Annotated in this window: 26 protein-coding genes; 15 read left to right on the top strand and 11 right to left on the bottom strand. The window is 65.4% G+C overall.

What is annotated here, in order from left to right:
• The first annotated feature begins 12 nt into the window (after positions 1 to 12).
• Positions 13 to 690, top strand: a complete 678-nt coding sequence (locus tag AC6RIC_RS18940) for an urease accessory protein UreE (protein ID WP_499733484.1) — start codon at positions 13 to 15, stop codon at positions 688 to 690.
• A gap of 57 nt (positions 691 to 747) precedes the next feature.
• Here AC6RIC_RS18940 and uxuA read toward each other — a convergent pair whose 3' ends face one another.
• Together uxuA and AC6RIC_RS18930 are read right to left on the bottom strand one after the other, a co-directional pair.
• Entirely contained in the window at positions 748 to 1,944 is a 1,197-nt protein-coding gene (gene uxuA, locus AC6RIC_RS18935) for a mannonate dehydratase (protein WP_499733483.1), read from the bottom strand.
• Positions 1,945 to 1,989: 45 nt separating this feature from the next.
• Entirely contained in the window at positions 1,990 to 2,805 is an 816-nt protein-coding gene (locus tag AC6RIC_RS18930) for a GntR family transcriptional regulator (protein ID WP_499733482.1), read from the bottom strand.
• Between the two features lie 42 nt (positions 2,806 to 2,847).
• On the opposite strand from AC6RIC_RS18930, the gene AC6RIC_RS18925 reads away from it, so the two are divergent.
• The 5 genes from AC6RIC_RS18925 (at position 2,848) to dusA (ending at position 7,971) form a co-directional block, all read left to right on the top strand.
• Entirely contained in the window at positions 2,848 to 4,038 is a 1,191-nt protein-coding gene (locus tag AC6RIC_RS18925) for an extracellular solute-binding protein (protein ID WP_499733481.1), read from the top strand.
• Between the two features lie 92 nt (positions 4,039 to 4,130).
• The gene (locus AC6RIC_RS18920) at positions 4,131 to 5,198 is read left to right on the top strand and encodes an ABC transporter ATP-binding protein (protein WP_499736626.1); all 1,068 of its coding nucleotides are present in this window, start codon (positions 4,131 to 4,133) and stop codon (positions 5,196 to 5,198) included.
• Positions 5,195 to 6,085: an ABC transporter permease gene (locus tag AC6RIC_RS18915; RefSeq protein WP_454657637.1), complete on the top strand. Its 891-nt coding sequence runs from the start codon at positions 5,195 to 5,197 to the stop codon at positions 6,083 to 6,085. The genes AC6RIC_RS18920 and AC6RIC_RS18915 overlap by 4 nt, the downstream gene beginning before the upstream one ends.
• Positions 6,086 to 6,089: 4 nt before the next feature.
• Positions 6,090 to 6,920 (top strand): ABC transporter permease, encoded by an 831-nt coding sequence (locus AC6RIC_RS18910; protein WP_499733480.1) that lies wholly within the window; start codon positions 6,090 to 6,092, stop codon positions 6,918 to 6,920.
• 52 nt (positions 6,921 to 6,972) lie between these two features.
• Positions 6,973 to 7,971 (top strand): tRNA dihydrouridine(20/20a) synthase DusA, encoded by a 999-nt coding sequence (gene dusA / locus AC6RIC_RS18905; protein ID WP_499733479.1) that lies wholly within the window; start codon positions 6,973 to 6,975, stop codon positions 7,969 to 7,971.
• A gap of 308 nt (positions 7,972 to 8,279) precedes the next feature.
• On the opposite strand, the gene AC6RIC_RS18900 is transcribed toward dusA, so the two are convergent.
• Positions 8,280 to 9,125: an alpha/beta hydrolase gene (locus AC6RIC_RS18900; RefSeq protein ID WP_499733478.1), complete on the bottom strand. Its 846-nt coding sequence runs from the start codon at positions 9,123 to 9,125 to the stop codon at positions 8,280 to 8,282.
• A gap of 140 nt (positions 9,126 to 9,265) precedes the next feature.
• Between AC6RIC_RS18900 and AC6RIC_RS18895 the strand changes: the two genes are divergently transcribed.
• Positions 9,266 to 9,679, top strand: coding sequence for a DUF2177 family protein (locus AC6RIC_RS18895; RefSeq protein ID WP_499733477.1), 414 nt, complete (start codon positions 9,266 to 9,268; stop codon positions 9,677 to 9,679).
• A 19-nt stretch (positions 9,680 to 9,698) separates the two neighbouring features.
• On the opposite strand, the gene AC6RIC_RS18890 is transcribed toward AC6RIC_RS18895, so the two are convergent.
• Genes AC6RIC_RS18890 through AC6RIC_RS18865 form a run of 6 tightly spaced genes read right to left on the bottom strand, consistent with a single transcriptional unit; the run spans position 9,699 to position 13,812 of the window.
• Positions 9,699 to 10,721: an SAM-dependent methyltransferase gene (locus tag AC6RIC_RS18890; RefSeq protein ID WP_499733476.1), complete on the bottom strand. Its 1,023-nt coding sequence runs from the start codon at positions 10,719 to 10,721 to the stop codon at positions 9,699 to 9,701.
• Positions 10,721 to 11,521 (bottom strand): DUF1295 domain-containing protein, encoded by an 801-nt coding sequence (locus AC6RIC_RS18885; protein WP_499733475.1) that lies wholly within the window; start codon positions 11,519 to 11,521, stop codon positions 10,721 to 10,723. The genes AC6RIC_RS18890 and AC6RIC_RS18885 overlap by 1 nt, the downstream gene beginning before the upstream one ends.
• Entirely contained in the window at positions 11,518 to 12,141 is a 624-nt protein-coding gene (locus AC6RIC_RS18880; protein ID WP_499733474.1) for a ChrR family anti-sigma-E factor, read from the bottom strand. The genes AC6RIC_RS18885 and AC6RIC_RS18880 overlap by 4 nt, the downstream gene beginning before the upstream one ends.
• Positions 12,138 to 12,758, bottom strand: a complete 621-nt coding sequence (locus AC6RIC_RS18875) for a sigma-70 family RNA polymerase sigma factor (RefSeq protein ID WP_499733473.1) — start codon at positions 12,756 to 12,758, stop codon at positions 12,138 to 12,140. The genes AC6RIC_RS18880 and AC6RIC_RS18875 overlap by 4 nt, the downstream gene beginning before the upstream one ends.
• A gap of 55 nt (positions 12,759 to 12,813) precedes the next feature.
• The gene (locus AC6RIC_RS18870) at positions 12,814 to 13,182 is read right to left on the bottom strand and encodes a DUF2147 domain-containing protein (RefSeq protein ID WP_499733472.1); all 369 of its coding nucleotides are present in this window, start codon (positions 13,180 to 13,182) and stop codon (positions 12,814 to 12,816) included.
• Positions 13,183 to 13,212: 30 nt separating this feature from the next.
• Positions 13,213 to 13,812 (bottom strand): hypothetical protein, encoded by a 600-nt coding sequence (locus AC6RIC_RS18865; protein ID WP_499733471.1) that lies wholly within the window; start codon positions 13,810 to 13,812, stop codon positions 13,213 to 13,215.
• A 128-nt stretch (positions 13,813 to 13,940) separates the two neighbouring features.
• Between AC6RIC_RS18865 and AC6RIC_RS18860 the strand changes: the two genes are divergently transcribed.
• From AC6RIC_RS18860 to AC6RIC_RS18850, 3 genes are read left to right on the top strand one after another with little or no spacing between them, the layout of a single operon-like run.
• Positions 13,941 to 15,299, top strand: a complete 1,359-nt coding sequence (locus AC6RIC_RS18860) for an NAD(P)/FAD-dependent oxidoreductase (RefSeq protein WP_499733470.1) — start codon at positions 13,941 to 13,943, stop codon at positions 15,297 to 15,299.
• Positions 15,296 to 16,099: a DUF1365 domain-containing protein gene (locus tag AC6RIC_RS18855; RefSeq protein WP_499733469.1), complete on the top strand. Its 804-nt coding sequence runs from the start codon at positions 15,296 to 15,298 to the stop codon at positions 16,097 to 16,099. The genes AC6RIC_RS18860 and AC6RIC_RS18855 overlap by 4 nt, the downstream gene beginning before the upstream one ends.
• A complete protein-coding gene (locus tag AC6RIC_RS18850) occupies positions 16,096 to 17,331 on the top strand; it encodes a class I SAM-dependent methyltransferase (RefSeq protein WP_499733468.1) in 1,236 nt (411 codons plus the stop codon). Before AC6RIC_RS18855 ends, AC6RIC_RS18850 begins: the two co-directional genes overlap by 4 nt.
• Before the next feature lie 42 nt (positions 17,332 to 17,373).
• On the opposite strand, the gene AC6RIC_RS18845 is transcribed toward AC6RIC_RS18850, so the two are convergent.
• Complete coding sequence (locus AC6RIC_RS18845) at positions 17,374 to 18,096, bottom strand: anti-sigma factor (RefSeq protein ID WP_499733467.1); 723 nt, start codon at positions 18,094 to 18,096, stop codon at positions 17,374 to 17,376.
• Positions 18,093 to 18,653: a sigma-70 family RNA polymerase sigma factor gene (locus tag AC6RIC_RS18840; protein ID WP_499733466.1), complete on the bottom strand. Its 561-nt coding sequence runs from the start codon at positions 18,651 to 18,653 to the stop codon at positions 18,093 to 18,095. The genes AC6RIC_RS18845 and AC6RIC_RS18840 overlap by 4 nt, the downstream gene beginning before the upstream one ends.
• Before the next feature lie 189 nt (positions 18,654 to 18,842).
• Between AC6RIC_RS18840 and AC6RIC_RS18835 the strand changes: the two genes are divergently transcribed.
• From AC6RIC_RS18835 to AC6RIC_RS18815, 5 genes are all read left to right on the top strand, one after another.
• The gene (locus tag AC6RIC_RS18835) at positions 18,843 to 19,625 is read left to right on the top strand and encodes a DUF4394 domain-containing protein (protein ID WP_499733465.1); all 783 of its coding nucleotides are present in this window, start codon (positions 18,843 to 18,845) and stop codon (positions 19,623 to 19,625) included.
• A 188-nt stretch (positions 19,626 to 19,813) separates the two neighbouring features.
• A complete protein-coding gene (locus AC6RIC_RS18830; protein ID WP_499733464.1) occupies positions 19,814 to 20,869 on the top strand; it encodes a LysR substrate-binding domain-containing protein in 1,056 nt (351 codons plus the stop codon).
• Positions 20,870 to 21,085: 216 nt separating this feature from the next.
• Positions 21,086 to 22,111 (top strand): ABC transporter substrate-binding protein, encoded by a 1,026-nt coding sequence (locus tag AC6RIC_RS18825; protein WP_499733463.1) that lies wholly within the window; start codon positions 21,086 to 21,088, stop codon positions 22,109 to 22,111.
• A 49-nt stretch (positions 22,112 to 22,160) separates the two neighbouring features.
• Complete coding sequence (locus AC6RIC_RS18820) at positions 22,161 to 23,228, top strand: ABC transporter ATP-binding protein (RefSeq protein ID WP_499733462.1); 1,068 nt, start codon at positions 22,161 to 22,163, stop codon at positions 23,226 to 23,228.
• Positions 23,221 to 24,093, top strand: coding sequence for an ABC transporter permease (locus AC6RIC_RS18815; RefSeq protein WP_499733461.1), 873 nt, complete (start codon positions 23,221 to 23,223; stop codon positions 24,091 to 24,093). Before AC6RIC_RS18820 ends, AC6RIC_RS18815 begins: the two co-directional genes overlap by 8 nt.
• Positions 24,094 to 24,101: the final 8 nt, after the last annotated feature.

The raw sequence follows: 24,101 nt of genomic DNA, 5'->3' as shown, positions 1-24,101 counted from the left end.
GGATCGCCGCCGATGCTTCGCGCCACCTCCGTTCTTCGCAAGGCCGCCGTCAAGGCTGAGCGCGTCGTCGATACGCTGCCGCTGGGCCACCGCGACCGCACGATCAATGGCGTGAGCGTACGAGCGACGGGCGGGCTGGAATTCGCGATCGCGCTCGACAAGCCGGCGGCGCTGAACGATGGCGACGCGCTGAAGCTGGAAGACGGCACGCTGGTCCAGATCAAGGCCGCGCCGGAAAGCCTGCTCGAAATCCGCGCCGAGAACCCGTTGCGGCTGGTGCGCCTCGCCTGGCATCTCGGCGGGCACCATGTCCCGGCCGAAATGACGGCCGATGCCCTCTACGTTCCGAACGATGCGGCGCTCGGCGAGCTGGTGCGCGGGCAGGGCTGTTCGATGGCGGTGGTCGAGCGTCCGTTCCAGCCAGAGGCGGAAGTTCACCACCACGCCCATGGCGATGATTGCGGCTGCGGGCACGATCATCACCATGGCCACGACCATCACGGTCATCATCACGGCCATGGGCATGACCACGTGCAGCACAGCCACGATCATGCGCATGACCACAAGCACGAGCACGCCCATGGCGACGGCTGTGGCTGCGGCCATGATCATCACGGCCATGGTCACCACGATCATGGTCACGGCCATGGCGCCGCGCATGGCCACAAGGGCCATTCCCACGATCATTGATCTCGCAATAGCTGCGACTAATTGCGAAAGGCGGGCTTTTGGCCCGCCTTTCGTGTTTCAGGCCGCGTAGCCCTTGACCTGCGCCAGCGTGGTCATCACGCCGCGGAGTTCCGCGAGGCCGCGCAGGCGCCCGACGGCGGGATAGCCCGGGAAGCCGCCCTTGCCGATATCGTCGAGCAGTTCGTGGCCATGGTCCGGCCGCATCGGGATCTGCCAGTGCGGGTGACCGGCAGCCTTCCGGCGCTGCTCCTCGGCCATCAGCACGTCGACCAGCGTGACCATGTCGGTGTCGCCGCCGAGATGCTCGGCCTCCATGAAGGAGCCGTCCGGGTCCTTGGCGACGTTGCGCAGATGCGCGAACCAGATCTTGTCGGCGAAGCGCCGCGCAATCTGCGGCACGTCGTTCTTCGGATTGGCGCCGAGCGAGCCTGAGCACAGGGTCAGCCCGTTCGAGGGCGAATCGACCGAGCCGAGGATGAAGGCGATGTCGTCCTCGGTCGAGCAGATCCGCGGCAGGCCGAAGAGCGAGCGCGGCGGGTCGTCCGGATGGATGCACATGCGGATGCCGACCTCCTCGGCGGTCGGGATGATCTCTTCGAGGAAGCGCTTCAGGTTGGCGCGCAGCTTGTCATGGGTCATGCCGGCATAGCGCTCGAGGATGCGGGCGAGGCCGGGCAGGTCATAGCGGTCGAAGGCGCCGGGCAGGCCGGCCATCACGCTGGAGAGCAGCCGGTCGCGGTCGGCCTGCGAAGACCTGTCGAACCAAGCCCTGGCCTTGTCCATCACCTCGGCCGAATGTCCTTCGTCGGCTCCCTTACGCTTCAGCATGAAATGGTCGAGCGCGACATATTCGTGCAGGTTGAAGCGAAGCGCCGTGCCACCGCCTGGCAATTTGTGGGCGAGCTCGGTGCGGGTCCAGTCCAGCACCGGCATGAAATTATAGCAGATGACCTCAATGCCGCAGGCGGCGAGGTTGCGCATCGACTGGCGATAGTTCTCGAAGATGGTTTCGAGGTCGCCGTTGCCGATCTTGACGCTCTCATGGATCGGCAGGCTCTCGACCACGCTCCAGCGGAGTCCGAGGCTCTTGTCGGAACGGATCATCGCCCGGCGCTTCTCGATCTCCTCGAGGCTCCAGACCACGCCATAGGGGATCTGGTGCAGCGCGTTGACGATGCCGGTCGCGCCGGCTTGCCGGGCCTGCGCCAGAGTCACGACATCGTCCGGCCCGAACCAGCGCCAGCATTGTTCCATGATATGATATCCTTGTGAGAAAGGTCGCTGTGCGGCAGGCGGGAGTCAGGAGGCGTCGTGGGCGAGGCGGGAATCGTCGAAGGCGTCCGCGTGGTCCTTCGCGATCGTGTCGATCGTCGCGAACACCGTGCGCAGATGCGCGCGCATCGCCGCTTCTGCGCCTTTCGCGTCATGCTTCATGACGCAGGCCGCGATGATCCGGTGCTCGTTCAGGATCACTTCGGACCAGGACGGCGTTTCCAGTGACAGGCAGCGCACCCGGTCCATCTGGGCCTTCACGCCCTCGATCATGCTCCAGACGGCGCGGTGCCCGGCGATGCGGGAAATCTCGGCATGGAACACCTCGTCGAGGCGGAAGATTTCGGAACGCTCTCCCCGTCGCACAGCCTCCGCCTGCTCCTCGATCTGCGCCGCGAGCCGGCGGCAATCGGCATCGCTGATGCGCTGTGCGGCCAGCACGACCGTGCGGCATTCCAGCGTCTCGCGGATGAACTGGCTGTCTCGGACGGCGGCGAGGTCGATCGGCGCGACGAAGGTGCCGACCTGCGGCACGGCGACGAGGAAGCCCTCGTCGACCAGTCGCTTGAACGCTTCGCGCACCGGCGTGCGGCTGACGCCGAAGCGCAGCGCCATTCGCGCCTCCGACATGGCTTCGCGCGGTTTCAGTGCGCCGCTGATCACGTCGGCGCGCAGAACGCTGTAGATTTGGTCCGTGCTGTGACGGGTTGCAGGGTGGGCCATTGCCAAGCTCTCGACGACTAGTATACTAGGATACTGATCAACCGGGGGCTGCGTCAACTTGGCCGGTTTCCGGGGCGAGGGGCAGGGGGCCGGATCGGAACGGTCGGGCCAGCGCAACATAATAAAGCTCGTAAGCGGGCATCCACATCTGGAGGAGAGATCATGGCTCACGACAGCATCAATCGGCGTCATTTCATCGGTGGCGTCGCCGGTCTCGGCGTCGCAGCGCATGCGCCCGGCGTCTTCGCGCAGCAGCTCAAGCTGCCGGCCTCGCCGCTGACGATCAGCATCATCGACGTCGGCGGGGCTCTCGCCCTGGTCCAGACGCCGCTGGAGAACTACCCGAAGGCCAATCCCAAGGCCGTCTCGCGCATGGTCTTCACCAAGGCCCCGGCGCCGGAACTGCCGGCGAAGATCAAGGCCCAGCAGGCTGCCGGCCGCCTCGATATCGACATGGTCATCGGCGGTCTGGACGTGCTGTCGGCCGGCATCGACCAGAAGCTCTGGGTCGATCTGCTGCCGCGCCTGCAGGCCGAACTGCCGAAGCCGGAGGACATCTACCTCAAGCCGGCGCTCGCCATGCACAATCTCGGGCAGGGCCAGGCCATGGCGATGGTCTACTACCCCTCCGGCCCGCTGCTCGAATACATGCCGGACCGCGTCAAGCAGGTTCCGACCACGGCGGAAGAGCTGCTGGCCTGGACCAAGCAGAACAAGAACCGCTTCTTCTACGGCCGCCCGGCCAATTCCGGCCCCGGCCGCACCTGGATCATGGGCTTGCCCTATCTCCTCGGCGACAAGGACCCGAAGGACCCTGAGAAGGGCTGGGACAAGACCTGGGCCTATCTCAAGGAGCTCGGCGAGAACATCGAGTACTATCCGGGTGGCACCGGCCAGACGATGAAGGAGCTCGGCGACGGCTCGCGCGACATCATCGTTTCGACCACCGGCTGGGACATCAACCCGCGCGTGCTCGGCATCGTGCCGAAGGAAGCCAAGATCCAGGCGCTCAAAGGCTTCCACTGGGTCACCGACGCCCAGTACATGATGATCCCGAAGGGCGTCTCGGACGAGAAGCTCAACGTGCTGCTCGACCTGATCCGCCACATGCTGACGCCCGCTCAGCAGGCCTTTACCTATGACGAGGGCTACTTCTATCCGGGCCCGGCGGTGAAGGACGTGCCGCTCTCGATGGCCCCGGCCTCCAGCCAGAAGGCGATCGCCGAGTTCGGCCGCCCCGAATACGAGAAGCTCATCGCCGACAACCCGATGGAAACTCCGCTCAACCCCGACAAGATGGTGATCGCCTTCCGCATCTGGGACGAGCAGGTCGGCGGCGCCAAGAAGAAGTAAGTCCGATCGCAGCGGCGGGCCCCGGCTTTGTCCGAGGCCCGCCGCCTGCTGTTCCGATCCCGTGTTCTCAGATTCATCCGGAAGCCATGACCATCAACGCAGCCTCGTTCCGCGAGCTTCGGCTCGACCGTCTGAGCCGTGACTTCGGCACCCATAACGCGCTCAAGGACGTCTCGCTGACGATCGGCAAGGGCGAGTTCATCGCGCTGCTCGGCCCGTCCGGCTGCGGCAAGTCGACGACGCTGAACCTGATCGCGGGGCTGCTGCCGGCGACCGGCGGGGGCATCTGGCTCGACGACAAGCGCATCGATCCGCTGCGCCCGGAAGAGCGCGGCTTCGGCATGGTCTTCCAGAGCTACGCGCTCTTCCCGCATATGAGCGTGAACAAGAATATCGGCTTCGGCCTGAAGATGCGCGGCCTGCCGCGCGCCGAGATCGACAAACGCGTCGCGGAAGCCGCCGCGCTGGTGCGCCTGCAGGGCCAGACCGAGAAGCTGCCGGGCCAGCTCTCCGGCGGCCAGCAGCAGCGCGTCGCCATCGCGCGTGCCATCGTCGTCGAGCCGCCGCTGGTGCTGATGGACGAGCCGCTTTCGAATCTCGACGCCAAGCTGCGTCTCGAGATGCGCGCCGAGATCCGCCGCATCCACAACACGCTCGGCGCCACCACGATCTACGTCACCCACGACCAGGAGGAGGCGCTCTCGCTCGCCGACCGTATCGTCGTGCTGCGTGACGGCCAGGTCCGCCAGGTCGGCACGCCGGAAGACCTGTTCATGCGGCCGGACCATCTCGACGTCGCCGAGTTCATGGGCTTCCGCAACAAGGTGAAGGGCAAGGTCGCCTCCGTCGGCGACGGCAAGGCGGCTGTCACGGTCGGCGATGCGCAGCTCTCCGGCCGTGCGCGAGCCGCGCTGTCCGCCGGCACTGAGGGCTATCTGGCGATCCGCCCGGAGGACCTGCATCCGGTCGCTGCCGGCCAGTCCGGCCTCAAGGCGCAGGTGGTCTCGACCGAGTTCCGCGGCCGCGAATTCGTCGGCTTCGCCCGCATGGCTGACGGAACCGACCTGTCCTTCCTCGCCCATGACAAGCTGTCGCCCGGCGAGGCCGTTACGCTCGCCGCCGATCCCGACCGCGTCCTCGTCTATGGAGCGGCGGCGTGAGCACCGACACCTCCACCATCCCGCTGAAGCAGCGGCTGGCGGCACGCGGGCTCGACGGGCTGACGCTGCTCGTCCTGCCGGCGGTGCTGTTCCTGCTGGCGCTGTTCATCTACCCGTTCTTCTACGGGCTCTTCCTCTCCTTCGAGCCGAAGCAGGGCGGCATCTTCGCCAACTACCAGCGCTTCTTCTCGGATCGCTTCCTCTACGGGACGATCGCGACGACGCTCTGGCTCGCGCTGCCGGTGACCATCGCGACGCTCCTGCTGGCGATCCCGATCGCCTTCCGCGTCCGGCTGATGAAGAACCAGCGCCTGCTGACCACGATTCTGGTCATTCCGATCACGCTCGGCACCGTTCTCGTCGCCGAGGGCCTCTTGAACTATCTCGGGCCGCAGGGCTGGTTCAACCGCGTGCTGATGACCTTCGGCATCATCTCCTCGCCGGTGAAGCTGCTGCACAATTACTGGGGCGTGATGCTCTCGCTGGTCATCACCGGCTTCCCCTTCACCTTCCTTTTGACGCTGTCCTACCTCTCTGGCATCGATCCGGCGCTGGAGCAGGCGGGCGCGACGCTGGGGGCGGGGCCTTGGGACCGCTTCAAGCACATCCTGTTCCCGCTCTTGCTGCCGGGGCTCGCGATCACCTTCTGCCTGAGCTTCGTGCAGGCCTTCTCGGTCTTCCCCTCGGCCGTGCTGCTCGGCGCGCCCTCGGGGCCGACCCGCGTGATCTCGATCGCGGCCTATCAGGCGGCCTTCGAGGAATACGACTACTCCATGGCTTCGGCCGTCGCGATGATCATGGGCGTGGTTCAGCTCACCATCGTCGTCGTGGTGCTGGCCGCGCGTGGCTTGCTGTATCGCGGCCCTGCCGGCGGCGGAAAGGGCTGATCCGATGGTGAAAGACATCCGTCTCTCGACGAAGCTCTGGGCGGCCGCCAACTGGACGCTGATCGGCTTCTTCGTCGTCAACCTGTTCGCGATGATCGCGACCGTGGTGACCTCGTCCTTCTCGACGCGCTGGCTCGGTACCTGGCTGCCGGCCGGCTGGACGACGCGCTGGTATTCGGCCGCCTGGTCGGAATTCCAGCTCTATGACGTGCTCTCCGTCACCTTCCAGATCGTCTTCCTGGTGGTGGCGCTCTCCGGCCTGATCGGCGTGCCGGCGGCCTATGCGCTGGCGCGGCGGGACTTCCCGGGCAAGAAGCTCGTCATGCTGCTCTTCCTGCTGCCGCTCCTGGTACCGCCGATCACCTTCGGCATCCCGCTGGCGACGGTGCTCTACCAGACCGGTTTCGCAGGCCAGATGTCGGGCGTCGTGCTCGCCAATCTCGTGCCGACCGTGCCCTTCGTCATCCTGGTGATGATCCCGTTCATCGAGCAGATCGACACCAAGATCGAGGCGGCGGCGCGCGTCTTCGGCGCCAACACCTTCAAGCTCTTCGTACATGTGCTGCTGCCGCTGCTCATGCCCGGCATCCTCGCGGCGTTGCTGCTGGTGCTGGTCAGGACGCTCGCCATGTTCGAGCTGACCTTCCTCACGGCTGGCCCGACCAGCCAGACGCTCGTCGTCGCACTCTACTACGCGGTCTTCGCTGCTGGTGTCCGCGCGGTGCAGTCGATCGACGCCATGGCGGTGATCTACATGGTCACGACCCTGATCTGGCTCGTGATCGCCTTGCGCTTCGTCAACCCGACGCAGATCGTCGCCCGCGCCAAGAAGTGAGAGACGCGGCCCGGGCGTGCAAAACCGGGCCGAATGCTATACGGGAGCGGCCATGACGTTGCCGCTTCCGAATATGCGCTTCTCCGTGGCACCGATGATGGACTGGACGGACCGGCATTGCCGGGTCATCCACCGCCTCATGTCGCGCCATGCGCTGCTCTATACCGAGATGGTGACGGCGCAGGCGGTGATCCGCGGCGACCGCGAGCGATTGATCGGTTTCGACGCGGTCGAGCATCCGGTTGCGCTCCAGCTTGGCGGCAATGACCCCAGGCTGCTGGCGGAAGCCGCGAAGATCGGCGCCGACTTCGGCTATGACGAGATCAACCTGAACTGCGGCTGCCCCTCGGACCGGGTGCAGGGCGGGGCATTCGGCGCCTGCTTGATGCGCGAGCCAGCACTGGTCGGTGATTGCGTCGCGGCGATGAAGGCGGTGGTCTCGATCCCCGTCACGGTGAAATGCCGCATCGGCGTCGACGATCAGGACCCTGAAAGCGCGCTTGACGCATTGACCGCTTCGGTGCGCGCGGCCGGCGTCGATGCCCTCATCGTCCATGCCCGCAAGGCCTGGCTGCAGGGGCTGTCGCCCAAGGAGAACCGCGAGATCCCGCCGCTCGATTACGAGCGCGCCTATCGCCTGAAGGCGGCCAATCCGGGCTTGCCGATCGCGATCAACGGCGGCATCAAGGCCTCGTCCGAATGGCAGGGGCATCTGGAGAAGCTCGACGGCGTGATGATCGGCCGCGAGGCCTATCAGAACCCCGAAATCCTGCTTAAGGCCGATCCGCTGCTCTTCGGGCAGGAGGCGCCGGTGACGGATGCTTTCGCCATGCTGGAGGCGCTGGAGCCGCACATCGCTGCGCATATCGAGCGGGGCGGGCGCGTGCATGCCTTCACCCGCCATCTCGTCGGGCTCTTTCCGGGCCGCCCCGGCGCGCGCATGTTCCGCCGCCATCTTGCCGAGCGCTGCGTCGGCGCCGAGGCCACGCTGGAAGACCTGCGCGCCGCCATTGCCCATGTGTCGCGCCACGAGGCTGCTGCCGCGGCCTGAGCCAGTGTGGGGAAAGGCGAAGTTTGCCGCACTGACCATCAATTCGTTTCCTAACCTATTGAAATATATAAGCGCGGGCACGGTAGTGTTAAAGTTGAAGGTGCCGCAGTTAAGGCAAAGTGCTTCCGCAACCAGGCTCCTGCACCGCCTGCTTGAGGACTGCGTCAGCCGAGCTGCGGTTCGCTTATGGGAGGGGCGGCTTCCGAAATTGGCCCATTGTCGACATCTGGAACGTCCGCTTCCCGGCGCCCCAGGTAAATAATACGCGGTGGAAACACCGCTGATGCAGAACCCGGCAGTCACCCAACTCATGTCGCCTGAAGAAAGGCGACGACGTCGTCGAGAACAGGCGCTTGCCATTGCAGAAGCCTGGCCAGCGCTGTGGCCGTGCTGGCATGGCCGAGCCCCTGATAGATCTTCAGCGAGACCGATCGCGAGCCCGCCCTTCTGAACGCGAGCGCAAGCCGCTCGCTGTTGCGCGGAAGGACCGTCGTGTCGCTCGATCCCGTAGCCAGAAAGACCGGCGGCACGTCCCGCCTTGCAAAGTTGATAGGTTGAGTCTGGGCGGGGTCGCGTGCGTTTCCGAACGCTTCTTTCGTGACGTCGATGTCGAAAGGCAGAAAGTCGTAAGGGCCTGAAAGGCCGACGGTGGAGCGGATCTCGCCGGTATGCATTCCGACGGCGGCGAGATAACGCCATTCCAGCGTCAGCATCATCGCGTTGTAGGCGCCAGCCGAATGCCCCATCAGGTGAATGGCTCGCGGGGAGCCGCCGAAGCGGGCGATGTTGTCTCGCACGAAGCGCAGCGCCAGCGCACCGTCTTCGATGAAGACCGGGAAACGGACCTCCGGCACCAAGCGATAATCCGCGATTACCGTGACGAAGCCGCGAGCCGACAGCGCGTCCCCGACGAAGGAATAGGTTTCCTTGGCGCCATTGGCCCAGGACCCGCCATAGATGAAGAAAACCACCGGCTTCGGCGCGCTGCCACCGTCGGAAGGCACGTAGATATCCATTTGCTGCCGGGGATGCGGGCCGTAGGCCACATCACGCGCGCCGTTGGTCAAGGCGCCGGGACGCAGGGCTGAGCATGCAGGCAAGGCAAGCCCGGCGAGCAGCGGCAGGATAGTGCGTCGGGCAATCCGGAGCGTCATGGTTACCTGGGGTCGAGGAGGCATCGTCTCCTGTACGCTTCACCCGCCGGAACGGATTTCCGTGACGAGACAGGATCGCGAGCGGAACTGAACCATGCCGGCCCGCTCGGCGTATCTCCCGCAAGACCAGGGAGATCGCCATGCGCTTCGTTGCCGGTTACATCGCCTTCCTCATCGCATTCGGCATTTGCGACGCCATCTGGCTGAGCACGATGACGACCAGGCTCTATCGGCCGGTGCTCGGCGACTTGATCGTCGAGCAGGTGCGCTATTGGCCGGCGGCGCTGTTCTATTTCGGTTTTCCGCTCGGGGTCGTCTATTTCGCGCTGATGCCGGCGCTGCGTGACGGTAGCGCGAGTACCGCATTACTCAATGGCGCATTCATCGGCCTGCTCGCGTATGCGACCTACGACCTCACCAACTATGCCACGCTGCGGCCCTGGACGCTGACGATCACGCTCGTCGACCTCGTCTATGGCACGGTCGTCGTCGGCCTGTGCACATGGGTCGCTTTCGTCATCGTCCGCCGCCTTGCCGGTTGGGGCTGGGTCTAGTCCCCAGCCGACCAATCCGTCAGGCTGCCCGCAACCGATAGTGATGGACGCCCCAGGCCTCGCCGCCGGCATGGCCGAACAAGCCGCTCGTCGCGAGAAAGAAGAGCCGCCAGCGACGGCGCCAGAGTGGCGCTTCCGCGCCATAGGTCTCGCGCAGGATCGGATCGATCGTTGCGAGATTGCGATCGAAATTCGCCAGCCAGTCCTCGGCCGTGGCGCTATAATGCTCGCCGCTCCAGCGCCATTCGGCCTCGACAGTGAAGAGATCGGGAAACTGGTGCGCGAGCGTCGCGCCCGGCATCAGGCCGCCGGTGAAGAAATGCTGCGCGATCCAGTCACCCGTATCCGCAGCATCGAAACGGTAGCAGCCCTGCCGGTGGGCGAAGACGTGGATGAAGAGCCGTCCGTCCGGCTTCAGCCAGCCACGAATGCGCCCGAGCAGTTCGCGCCAGTTCGCCATGTGCTCGAACATTTCGACGGAGACGACGCGATCGAAACGCTCCTCCGTCCCGAACGCGTTCATGTCGGCGGTGACGACGCGGAGATTGCCGAGATGACGGCGTTGCGCCTGATCTTCGATATAGGCGCGCTGCGAAGCCGAGTTGGAAACCGATACGATCCGCGCCTGCGGATAGCGCTCCGCCATCCAGAGCGAGAGCGAACCCCAGCCGCAGCCGAGTTCGAGGATGTCCTGCCCATCGGCGAGATCGGCATGCTCCGCGGTCAGCTCCAGCGCCTTGTCTTCCGCCGCCGCCAGCGTGTCACCGGGATCGGCATAGTAGCAGCAGGAATACTTGCGACGAGGGCCGAGCACCTGTTCGAAGAAGGAGGCCGGCACCTCGTAGTGCTGGGCATTGGCGGCATCGGTATGAATGGCGATCGGAAAATCCGCCATGTCGCGGGCGAAGGCTGCGGCATCGGCCGACTGCGCCGCAAGTGCGCGCGCGGTGCGTCCGACCAGCGATGCGATCACCATGCGGCTGACGGCATCGGGAACGGGGAGGCCTTCGCCCCAGGTCGAAAGCCTCTGCATGATCGTCATCACGTCGCTCCTTTTGGCGGCAGCAGGATCAGGGCGCTGGTTCGATGCTGGTATGCGCGATAGGCCTCGCCGTGTTTGGCGAGCATGTGCTCTTCCAGGGGCGGTATGCCGGAGATGCGGGTGAGAAGCAGCGTGATGCAGGCCGGTGCCAGCAGGGCAAGCCAACCCCAGGGATAGCCGGTCGCGAGCGCGATCACGGGATAGGAGCACCAGAGCAGGCATTCGAAGAAGTAGTTGGGATGCCGCGACCAGCGCCACAGGCCGGAGTCGCAGACGCCGCCTGCTCCCGAGCGTGCGAAGGCCCGCAACTGGCCATCGGCGATGGCGCCGCCTGCGAGGCCGGCGACGAATATGGCGACACCGGCAAGATCCTGCCAGCCCAGCGCCGGCGCGGGGTTATGAGCGGCGAGGACGATCCCCAACCCCAGGGGAATGCTGACCAGCGCCTGCATCTGCAGCAGCCGGGCCAGTTGCCGTGGTGCGGCGCTGCCCCAGTCCCGCTTCAGCTTCGCGTAACGGGGATCTTCGGTGATACCGGCGGTCCGTTGCGCGATGTGCAGGCCGAGCCGAAGCGCCCAGGCCAATGCGAGCCCGGCCACGACGAGGCGTCGTGGCATCGGCCCCGCCCCGAAGGGCAGCAAGGCGCCGGCGATACCCGTCAGCCCCAATCCGAAAGTCCAGACCACGTCGATCCAGCCGGAATTGCCGGTGCGGCGCTCGACCAGCGTCGCAAGGGCCATGAAGGCGGACATCGCCACGGCCACGAAGACCAGAGCTGCTGCGAAGGACGCGATCGTCAAAACCGCACCAGTGGTTGCAGCAGCCGGCCGAGCCAGCCCTGCAACTGCACGCTCCCGGTCATCGCAACGATGCAGGTGCAGCCCTCGACGGGATCGACCCGCGGCGTATGATCATGCTCTGCATCGGCCTCGTCGAAATCGCCGGCTGCGTAGCGCCCATATTCGTGCTCATAGGCGCCGGCGAGGATCGTGGTCCATTCGAACCCGGTATGCTTGTGGTGCGGCAGGGAGATTCCGGGCCCGGCGCGCAGCATGAAGACGCGCGCATCTGCTCCGGGAACCTCGACGCGTCGCATGGCGATGCGGATGCCGATGGGGCGCCAGGGGCCGAGCCCATAGGGGCGCAGCACCTTCGGCATCCCCTCGGACATCTGGGCGGTCGCAGCCGATACTACCTCGGGTCGTGCTGCAATAGCCGCAGGACTTGGGCCGGAAGCCATTGCGACGGGCTCGGCCGCATCCAGCAGCGCGCCTTGCACGGCCTGGAGTTCGCGCAGGCGACCACGGCTCTCCTGATCCGCCTCGATATGGCAGGCGACGACGACCGCGAGGCCTTCGTCGAGCTGGCCCGCTGCGAAGGCGGCAAGCGTCTCGTCGGACGGGCGATGCAACATGCTCATCGCAGATCCTCCAGCCGGCCGCGCAGATGCGACAGGGCCAGGCGCAGGCGGGATTTCACCGTGCCCAGCGGGATCGCGAGGCGATCGGCGACATCCTGGTGACTGAAGCCTTCGATGAAGGCGAGTTCGACCACGCGGTACTGGTCGGGCGAAAGGTGGGTCATCGCGGCACGCACGCGCGCATCGCGTTCGGCGCCGGAGAGCATCGCATCGGGTTGTTCAGGGGGTTCTTCATCTAGGATCTCGTAAACTTGCGACAGCCGCGACCGGGTCTCGCGTCGGGCAATGTCGATGCGCAGGTTGCGCGCGATCGTTGCGATCCAGGTCGAGGCGCTGGCCTTCGCCGGATCGAACAGGGCAGCCTTCCGCCAGACGGCCAACAGGGTTTCCTGCGCGACCTCCTCGGCCAGCTCGGCCGGGGCGCCGCCGCGCATCAGCAATCCCTTCACGCGCGGCGCGAAATGGTCGAACAATTCGGCAAAAGCCGCCCGGTCGCCCGAGCGCGCGATGGCGGCAATCAGACTGTTGGGGTCGAACAAGACGATAAACCGAACTCCTTGCGCGACAGCTCCCGCGTTGCGCATGCCGTCGACGGTCAGGGCGAGTGCGGGAACCATATATGAGATACGCGGCCCGCTCCGCACTGGATCACTTGGGCGAGAGCGGGCGCCATCACTCCACGGCCTTCCAGGTCACGTCGCGGCAGATCAGTTTCGCCGCGATGCAGCCGCGGGTGGTGAGAGCACCAGGTTTAGCAGTGATCGTCATCGAATAGGTCCAGTCGCGCTTCGCGTCGTAGGCGCTGCCGGAAAACGTACCGTCGGGCTGGCGGGCCAGCGTCATGACGAGCTTGTCGCCGGCCGCCTCGCCCGTGCTGGTGTCGCCGATCCAGAGATTGGTGGCGCAGATCTTGTCACCGCAGGGCGCGATCTTCACGCGGGCGTTGCCGTCGTCGCGCAACCATGTCCCGTCGAGATCGTTGGCGGCGGCGCTATGGGCCGAAAAAGCGATGAGGGCGAGGACAAGCGGAAGGCGCGTCATGATGAAGTCCTTTCGGCGGATGCGTTTCGTCTACGCTCCGGCAGCGCCGTCGGTTTCATCGGCGCGCGAATTTGTGTCCGGACGCCCGACGAACAGCCATCCGATCAGGACGGTCAGGGACGCGGCGCTCAGAAAATTCAGGCGCTGCAAGGCTGCGTATTCGCTCGGCTCGTAGAGATGTATCGGCGCCCCCAGGATGGCGGCCGGCAGCAGATAGGCGGCCAAGGCCAGTGCCGCGAAGCCGAGCGCGAAGCGGCGCTCCGTGCGGCGAAACAGCATCAGCGCCAGCATGAGGCAAGGAAACAGGAAGACCTCGACCCCTGAGCCCGGGCCAAAGGCGGCCCGGCAGAGCAAGGTATTGCCGATGCCGGCGACAAGAAGCAGCGCTCGGCCGAGCACGGCGCTGCGCCGCATGACGGCCGGCACCGCCGCGAAGAAGGGCGTCGACAGGAACGTGACGTAGGACGGCGTGACGACGGGCGAGACCGCCCAGTAAAGATAGAGCGGGTAGAAGGGCTGGTTCGAGACGATGACCAGCGCGACGGTATTGGCGATCGCGGCCCGCGGATCGGGATGCGCCGCGTAGGCACCGATCGCTGCAAACACCCGCTTCATTCGGCTCATCGGCATCGTCGCCCTCGCGGAAAGTCCCGGCCTGTCTTCGTTTACGCAGGAAGCGCTGCGGCGGGTCACTCGGCCGGCGCGCTTTTGCTCGCGCGGCGGCAAATCCAGTCCGGCCCCAGCCGCGTATACCCGTCATGATCGATGAAGCAGCGACGATGGAACGGGCACAGGGCAAGGCGATGCGGATCGCCGTGATCGGTGCCGGGATATCCGGTCTCTCGGCGGCCTGGCTGCTGGGGCAGGCGCATGACGTGGTGCTGTTCGAGGCCGCGCCTCGCCTTGGCGGCCACGCCAACACGGTTCGCGTCGCAGGGGCCGGCGGCGAGACGGCGGTCGATACCGGCTTCATCGTCTACAACGAGGCGACCTATCCGAACTTCATCGCGCTGATGGAGCATTTGCGCGTCGCCACCCAGCCGACCGAGATGTCCTTCGCCGTCTCGCTCGATGGGGGGCGTCTCGAATATAGCGGCACCAGCGTCGCAGGCCTGTTCGCCCAGCGCAGCAATCTGGTGCGCCCGCGCTTCTGGGCCATGCTGCAGGACATCACCCGCTTCTACCGGAATGCATCGAGGGACGTGCTGGCGGGGCGCGCTGCTGATATCTCGCTCGGCGACTATCTCGCCGCCGGAGGCTACGGCGCCGCTTTCCGGGACGATCATCTCCTGCCGATGGCAGCAGCGATCTGGTCGGCTCCCTGCTCGGAGATCCTGTCCTATCCGGCCGCCGCCTTCCTGCGCTTCCATCACAATCACGGGCTGCTCCAGCTCACAGACCGGCCGGTCTGGCGGACCGTGACCGGCGGCAGCAGCGTCTATGTGCAGAAACTGCGGGCCGCCTTTTTGGGTGAGGTCAGGGTCGGCGCGCCGGTGCGTCAGGTTCGACGTGGCGCAAACGATGTCGTCCTGACGGGCGACGGCTGGACCGAGACATTCGACCAGGTCGTCTTCGCAGGCCATGCCGACCAGACGCTCGCCATGCTCGCTGACCCCGGCCCGACGGAAGCCGGGGCGCTGGGCGCCTTCCGCTACAGCCGCAACCGCGCCGTCCTGCATGGCGACGAAGCGTTGATGCCGAAGCGCCGCCGCGCCTGGGCGAGCTGGAACCATATCGGTCAACGCGCGCAGCCCGATTCCGCCTGCGCGGTGACATACTGGATGAACCGGCTCCAGGGGCTGCCGGAGGCTCAGCCCTTCTTCGTCACGCTCAATCCGTCGGATACGCTGCGCGAAGAGACCATATTCCACGAGGAGATCTACGAGCATCCGCTGTTCGACGCGGCGGCGCTCGGCGCGCAGGAACGGCTCTGGTCCTTGCAGGGCATGCGTCGAAGCTGGTTCTGCGGCGCCTATTTCGGATCGGGCTTCCACGAGGATGGCCTGCAGGCGGGGCTTGCCGTCGCCGAGGCGCTCGGCGGCGTCCGCCGGCCCTGGAACGTCCGCGATGAATCCGGGCGCATTCCGATCCAGCCCCGGCTGGAGCAGGCCGCATGACCTTGCGATCCGCCCTCTATGTCGGCCGCGTCAGGCATCATCGGTTCCGGCCGCGACCGCATGCGCTGGCCTATCGCGTGTTCTGGATGCTGCTCGATCTCGACGAGATCGACGGGTTTTCGGCGAAGCTCCGCTTCTTCTCGCGCAACCGCTTCAATCTCTACGCCTTTCGCGACGCGGATTACGGGGATCGCAGCGGGCGGCCCCTGCGGGCCCAGATCGAGGAAATCCTGGCGAAAGCCGGGATCGCGCATGACGGCGGCCCGATCCGGTTGCTGACCATGCCACGCATCCTGGGCTACGCCTTCAACCCGCTCAGCACCTATTTCTGCTACCGCCGCGACGGCAGCGTCTGCGCCACCGTCTACGAGGTGCACAACACCTTCGGCGAGATTCATAGCTATGTGGCGCCAGCCGATCGTTCCGAAGGCGCATTCAGGCAGGAAGCAGACAAAGTCTTCCACGTCTCGCCGTTCATGAACCTCGACATGCGCTACGCCTTTACGGTCACCCCGCCGGCCGAGCGCGTTTCCGTCGCCATCGAGGGCAGCGATACCGAAGGGCGCCTGATCACTGCCGTGTTGAGCGGCAAGCGAACGGAGCTGAGCGACGCAGCCCTGCTGCGGCTGCTCGCGACGCATCCGCTGCTCACCCTGAAGGTCACTGCGGCCATTCACTGGCATGCCCTGCGGCTGCTGGCGAAGCGGATTTCCTGGCGCCCGCATCCGGCGGCGCCCGAGCCCCCCTTCAGTCTCGGCAGGGCCGTGACAGCTCATACGAAAGGACCGATTGAGCCATGAGCCAGCCCGATGTGGAACAGCATTTTGGCATGCCCGAACAGGCGCTCTACCTGCCAGGGGGTATCCGTCTGTCACGCTGGTTCCTGCGTCGCGTGCTGGCGCGGATTGCCATCGGCCACCTGACGGTCTTTACGCCGGATGGCGAACGGCTTTGCAGCGCGCCCGGTCTGCCCGGACCACAGGCGACGATGATCCTGAACAACTGGCGATCGATGCGCCGCCTCTTGCGCGACGGCGATATCGGCCTGGCCGAGGCCTATCGCGATGGCGACCTTCACACGCCGGATCTCACGGCCTTGATCGAGCTGGGTGCGCGCAATGATGCGACGCTGCGCAGGCTGATTTCGGGTGCCTGGCCGGCACGACTGCTCAACCGCCTGCGACATGTCCTCAATGCCAATACACGCCGCGGCAGCCGCCGCAACATCACGGCGCATTACGATCTCGGCAATGACTTCTACCGCCACTGGCTCGACGCCAGCATGATGTATTCCTCGGCACTCTATGAGGCGCCGACCGAGACCCTCGAGGCCGCTCAGCAGCGCCGGCTCGACCGGATCGTCGCCATGCTCGACCTTTCGGGTGGCGAACATGTCCTGGAGATCGGCTGTGGCTGGGGTGCGCTGGCGGAACGGCTGGCCCGCGAGGGTTGCCGCGTGACGGCGATCACCTTGTCGCCGGCCCAGCTCGAAGCCGCACGGCAGCGCATCGCCGATGCCGGCCTGTCCGACTGCGTCACCATCGAGCTCCGCGACTATCGCGACATTGTTGGGCAGTTCGACCGCATCATTTCGATCGAGATGATCGAGGCAGTCGGCCGCGCCTACTGGCCGTCCTATTTCGACACTCTCAATCGCTCATTGAAGCCGGGCGGTCGCGTCGTCCTGCAGGCGATCACGATCAACGATGCGTTGTTCGAGAGCTACCAGCAGGGCACCGATTTCATCCAACGCTACATCTTCCCCGGAGGCAGCCTGCCGTCGGTCCCGGTGCTGAAGAACAGTGCCGAGGCTGCCGCTCTCGCCGTGGTCGAGCTGCTCGACTTCGGGGGCAGCTACGCCCTAACCTTGAAGGAGTGGCGCCGGCGCTTTCTGGAAAGCTGGGCCGAGATCGCTCCCTTGGGGTTCGATGAGCCGTTTCGTAGGCTGTGGGAATTCTATCTATGCTACTGCGAGGCCGGCTTCCGTGCCCGGACAATCGACGTCAACCTGATCGCCTTGCAAGGCCGCTGACGGGTGCGGCCTGTCCCGCCGCATCCCATCCGTGCCAACTTTCTAGAGGCGCCGCGTGGTCAGCCCCTTCGCGACGATCGGGCCGGTCGGGCGCCCCGTGGGAGAACCGGTGGCAGGTTCCACCGTGATCTCGAAGAGCTGGTCAGCGCCAAGCGGCAGGTTGTCCAATCGCAGGGGCACGGCGCGCGCCCGGTCGATGAGGCCAACCGAACGCGGCCCGGCTGCACGGTCCCACAATGTCCAGATTTCCAGCGCACGTCCCTGCGGCACGGCGATATCCTGAAGCGGCAGCAACTCGACGCGCCCATCGGCGAACGTATTCACGACGGCCGCTGCGACATTGGTCTCGGTGAGCAGAACGGCGACCATCACGGGTTGGCGACGCGCACGGTCAAGGGCCGCAACGAGCCCGAAAGCCAGCAGGAGCGCGGCGGCAACGCCGGCCAAAGCGGCCCCGCGCCAGAGCCAGAGACTGTCCCACCACTGCCAGACCCTCACGCCGAGCGCGGGCCGTGCAGCCACGGCCGGGCTTGGAGCGGGCGCGCGGTCAAGGCCGCTCTCGATGCGCTGCCAGAGCCCGGCAGATGGCGCGACCATTTGTGCGGTTGCGTCGATCGGCGCCAGCCGCGTCTGCCAGCGGGTTACCGCGGCATCCAGCTTTGCGTCACCCGCCATCCACCGCTCGAAGGCCTCCTTCTCAGCGCCATCGAGCAGGCCGAGCACATATTCTCCAGCAAGGATCTCGCGGTCGGGTTCCTGCGTCATCCAAGGCACTCCTTGAGTGCGATCAGGGATCGGCGGATCCAGGATTTCACCGTCCCGAGCGGCATGCCGAGCCTGCCAGCGATCTCGCCATGGCTCAGCCCCTGCACGAAGGCGAGCAGCACCATGCCGCGACGGGGAGCCGGCAGGGTTTCCAGGCAGCCGCGCAATGCCTTGGCATCGGAGAGCTTCGCGATCACGGTCTCGGGATCATCCTCCTCGCTGGCGGCCTCGTGACCAATCAGGCTTTCATCGGTCTCCATCCGCCGTTCGTCGCGCAGGATCGACAGCGTACGGTTGCGCAGGATGGCGTAGATCCAGGACAGGCCTGAACCGCGTTGCGGATCGAAGCGTCCCGCATGCCGCCAGATCAGGATGAAACTGTCCTGCACCGCTTCCTCCGCCAGGGCGCGGCGCTTCAGCATGCGCTGCGCCACACCGATCATACGCGGGCATTCCTGGTCGTAGATGCGCCGGAGGGCGTTTTTATCGCCGCCAGCACAGGCCGCCAGCGCCTGCTCGATGCCTGCTCCCTGTGATTGCGCGGCATTGACGGCCATACGGCATCCCTGGACTCGGCCGCCCCGGATGGGCGGCACGACGGGAGGTTACGCCGCCCGCGCCATGATGGATGCACCCGAGCAGCTTTATTTTTTCGAGCGCATCCAATGCCTTGTCTCAACGCTATCCGGCACGCGCGCCGCCAGCAGGTATCCAGGCCGCGGCGCATGACAGAACCGGAGGACAAGATGACCAAGACGATCCGTTTCGCCCTCGTCATTTCCACGCTGCTCGGCAGCGGATTTGCCGCACAGGCTGCCATGCTCGCAGCCCTGACCGGCGATGACACGCTCACCTTGGTCGATACTGCGACCCTCAAAGCCGGTAAGTCGATGAAGGTCACCGGCATCGCCGGCAAGATCGCCGGTATCGATGTCAGGCCGGCCGACGGCATGCTCTACGCGCTTGGCGTCGACGGCACGATCTATATAATCGACAAGGCTGGCAAGGCCACGATGAAGTCGAAGATGGACACCGTGCTGTCAGCCGGCGCCATGGCTACGGTCGACTTCAATCCGGCTGCCGACCGGCTGCGGGTGATCGGCTCCGACGGCACGAACCTTCGCGTCAATGTCGACGACGGCAAGACCACGGTCGACGGCAAGCTGAAATTCGCCGAGACCGACATGCACAAGGGCGAGGCCCCCGTGATCGTGGCCGGCGCCTACACCAACTCGGTCAAGGGCACGAAGGAGACGGCCCTCTACGACATCGACGGCAAGATGGGCGGCTTGATCAAGCAGGCGCCGCCCAATGATGGCGTGCTGGGCGCGGTCGGCAAGCTCGGAATCACTCCGAAGGCGATCGCGTTCGACATCGAAACGACGGCCGATGGCACTAACACCGGCTGGCTCCTGGCTGACGGCGCGCTGCACAAGGTCGATCTGGCGACCGGAAAGGCGACTGCGCTGGGCAAGGTCACGGGTCTCGGTACTGCTGCCAGGGATATCGCGGTCCTTCCTGCGATGTAGGCTCGCGTTGGGCTCTGGGACGCTCACCATCGGTGAGCGTCCCCCAATCGGATCTTGCGAAACGTTCGTGCAGATCAGCTGTTTCGAATACCTGCTTTCAGGCAAGGCGCCAAAGTCGGCTTATGGCGCTAGCCAGCCGCGGGCGATAATTCGCCCGCGCGAGCGCGGCCCGGTTCAGTCGGAACGAAATGGCGTTCAACGTCATCAGCACCGTTGCGCTCGATCCAGGCAGACGGCACGGTGTCGCGAATGATGGCATCCGCCATGTCGCCAAGGACGAGCAGATCCGGATGCCGAGTGCTTTGAGGGAGCGCGAAGGAGTGCGGTTTTCTCACATCGAGGCCTTTCGCGCCGTCATGATCACCGGCTCGACCACGGCCGCCGCCCGGATTCTCCACACGTCGCAGCCGAATGTGAGCCGCTCGATCGCGCAACTGGAAAAGGCCGCGGGGTTACAGCTGTTCGAGCGAATGCCGGGAAAGGTCGTGCCGACGACGGACGGCTTGTCGTTCTTCAACGAGGTTCAGCGCAGCTTCCACGGCCTTCGGCGGTTGGAGGAGGCGGCAAACCGGATTCGTCGGTTTGGCGGAGGCCTTCTGCGGATCGGATCGATCCAGACCCTGGCCCATGGCCTGATCCCGCGCTCGATCAAGCGGTTTGCGGAAATCTATCCGGAAACCGGCATTTCGATTCATGCGGGACATTCGGCGGCTGTGTCGCAATGGGTGGATGAAATGTCCTGCGATGTCGGAATCGTATCGCATCTCTATGAGAATTACGGGTTTTCCAGCGAGGAGCTCTACAGCGTCGATGGGGTCTGCCTGATGCCGGCGGAGCATCGCCTGGCCGGCAAGGCGGCGGTGCGCCCGGCCGATCTCGCCGACGAGCCCTATATCTCCTTCGCGCAGAACGACCACGGCCGTTCGAACGTCGACGAGGTGTTCTCGAAGGCCGGAATCGATCGGCGCATCACCCTGGAAACGCCGTTCAGTACGATCACCTGCTCGCTGGTCGCACAAGGGCTCGGCGTGGCGATCGTCAATCCGCTGGCGGCGCAGGACTACCGGCATCTGGGCGTCGTCATGCGCCCCTTCCGCCCCTCGATCAAGCATGAAGCCTTGCTGATCTATCCGAAGGGGCGTCCGGAAAACCGTTTGGTCGCCAGCTTCATCGAGATCCTCAAGGCCGTGACGATGGAGGAGAAGGCAGCCCTCTCGGCTGTGCGGGAACGCGGCGAAAAATAGCGAAAACCGCGCCGGGACGGGCGTCAATCCGCTCCCGGAACGGGGCCTGGAAATCCGCGGCGGCGGAAGGCGAAGCCTATATCATAACTGCATAGACCCCCGGTGTATTTCTATTTGCTCTAATGACAGGCGGTTCATAGCCTGCCTGCTCATGAGATCGTGGTGCGGGAGGAGCGCGCGCCGCATCTCAGATCAGATAAAAAATTCGGAGGGGTCATGAATCGATTTCGTAATCTGTTGCTGGCGGGAACCCTGGCTTTTGCTTCCCCCGCATTGGCTCAGCAAACCATGTATGTCGCCGGACCCGGCGGCAGCACGCAGAAACTCTTCCAAAGCCAGATCATTCCCGAGTTCGAATCCAAGCATAACGTCAAGATTACTTACGTTCCCGGGATTTCGAGCGAGATCGTCGCGAAGCTGCAGGCTCAGGCCGGCAAGCAGGAGATCAATGTCGCCATCTTCGATGACGGGCCGCTCTATCAGGCGATCCAGTTCGGCTATTGCGACAAGCTGAGCGACGCCCCGATCTACAAGGATATCTATCCGTTCGCCCAGTTCGGCGGAAATGGCATCGGCGTCGGGCTGGTGGCGACCGGCATCGCCTATAATGCGGCGAACTACAAGAAGAAGGGTTGGCCGGCGCCGACCTCCTGGAAGGACCTGACCGACAGGAAGCTGGAGGGGCGCCTGACCGCTTCCTCGCTGTCCGGCACCTACGGGGTCCATACGCTCGTGATGTTCGCCCGCATCAACGGCGGCGACGAGAGCAATATCGAGCCCGGCTTCGACTCCATCCGGAAATCGCTGGCGCCGAACGTCCTGAGCTGGTCTTCCTCGCCCGCGAAGCTCGCCGAGATGTTCCAGAACAACGATGTCGACGTAGCCGTTTGGGGCAGCAGCCGCGCGATCGCACTGAAGAACACCGGCTTCCCGATGGAATTCGTGTATCCGAAGGAGGGGACGCCTGCGCTCGTGCTCGGCGCCTGCCCGGTGGTCCAGAACAGTCTTCCCGAAGCATCGCAGGCTTTCCTGCAATATCTCGTCACGCCCGAGATCCAGGCGAAGCTGGCCACGGAAGGCTTCGGCCCCACCAATCGCGAGACCAGGCTGGATGACAAGCTGGCCGCGCAGGTCCCATACGGCGATGAGCGCGTCGGCAGGATGATCTCGGTCAAGTGGAGCGAGATCAACAAGAACCGCGCCGAGTGGACCAATCGCTGGAACCGCACGATCGAGAGATGAGGGCGCAAGCGCCCGATCTCCGCAGCCGTCGAAGCGAAGGCCCATCGAAATGAGCAGTTTGTCTCTGCGCGCCCTGTCGAAGAGCTATGGCCCGGTCCAGGCCGTTCGCGGCGTGGACCTGGATGTGAACGAAGGCGAATTCCTCTCGCTGCTCGGCCCATCGGGCTGCGGCAAGACGACGACCTTGCAGATGGTGGCGGGCTTCGTTCCGCCGACGACGGGGAGCATCGTCGTCGACGGGCAGGACCTGACCAGCATCGCGCCGGAGAAGCGCGACATGGGCGTCGTCTTCCAGAGCTATGCGCTCTTTCCGCATTTGACCGTGGCCCAGAATATCGGCTTCGGCCTTGAGATGCGCCGGGTCGAGCGCGGTGAGCTGAAGCGACGGGTCGAAGAGGCCCTGGCGATGGTCCGCCTGGCCGGTCTCGAGGGGCGTTATCCCAGCGAGCTGTCCGGTGGCCAGCGCCAGCGTGTCGCCATCGCCCGCGCCCTGGCCATCCGTCCGCGGGTTCTCCTGCTGGACGAGCCGATGTCGAATCTCGACGCCAAGCTTCGCGGCGAGATGCATGTCGAGCTTCGCTCCCTGCAGCGGCGGCTCGGCATCACCGCGATCCTGGTCACCCACGATCAGGTCGAGGCGATGACGATGAGCGACCGGATCGCCGTCATGACGAATGGCGGGATCGCGCAGCTCGGCACGCCGCAGGAGGTCTACGACAGGCCGGCATCGCAATTCGCTTCGAGCTTCCTGGGGCACACGAACGTGCTGAGCGGACGGATCGAAAGCCGGATCGCCGACGAGGCGACCGTCCGGGTCGGACCGACCTCGTTCCGGACCAAGGTCGCGAAAGATCACGCGGGGCCCAACATCGCCGTGTTCGTCCGTCCGGAGCGCCTGCGCCTCGGCTCGCCGGACCAGGCCACCCTCCAGGGGCGTGTCAGTACCCGCCTGTTCCTCGGCGGGTCGTGGATCTACGAAATCGAGACCGAACTCGGCATGCTTCGTATCACCCAGCAGAATACCGGGACGGTGCAGCCCGAGGAGGGGGAAACGATCGGAGTGAGCTGGAACGCCGAGGATCTGCGCGTCATCGCGACGGAGCGTTCCGATGGCTAGCACGACCCCCCAGACCAGCCGCGGCCTGCCCTGGCTGCTCTCGCTGCCGGCTCTCGCGCTCTTTCTCGCCTTGCTGGCCATTCCGCTGGTTCTGACTGCGATCCTGTCGTTCAACGCCTTCGACGGCATGCGCGGCATCCAGCAGAGCTATGGTTTCGGCAACTATCTCGAAGTCCTGCTCGACGGCTACTACCGGGAAATCTTCCTGCGGACGGGCGGGATGGCGCTCGCTGTCACGCTGATCTGCATCGTCCTCGGGGTGCCCGAGACCCTGATCCTCGCCAAGATGAAGCCGGTCTGGCGCGGCACCTTCTTCGTCGTGATCCTCGGGCCGCTGCTGATCTCCGTCGTGGTGCGCACGCTGGGCTGGTCGGTGCTGCTCGGCAGCCAGGGCGTGGTGAACACGGCGCTTCGCGGGCTCGGCCTGGTGGACGAGCCGATCCGGCTGCTGTTCTCGATGACAGGCGTCATCATCGTCCTGACCCATGTTTTCCTGCCCTTCATGGTCATTGCCGTGTGGAGCGCCATGCAGTGCCTCGATGGGCAGATCGAGCACGCGGCCCGCTCGCTCGGAGCGGGGCCTTTCACCACCTTCCGCCGCATCATGCTGCCGCAGCTGATGCCCGGCATCCTGTCCGGAGCCATCATCGTCTTCGCCCTGGCGGCATCGGCCTATGCCACCCCGGCGATCATCGGCGGGCGCAGGGTCAAGGTCGTCGCCACCACGCTCTACGACGAGTTCTTCAACTCGCTGAACTGGCCGCTCGGAGCCGCGATCGCGGTGCTCCTGCTGCTTGCCAACATCCTGATCATCGTCGGCTGCAACCGGCTCGTCGAGCGGCGTTTCAAGCAGGTGTTCGCATGAGCGGCCGG

It is taken from the genome of Allobosea sp. TBD101 (genome assembly GCF_059817965.1).
The sequence above is the reverse complement of the archived record's forward strand: the minus strand, read 5'-3'. Positions and strand labels throughout refer to the sequence as shown.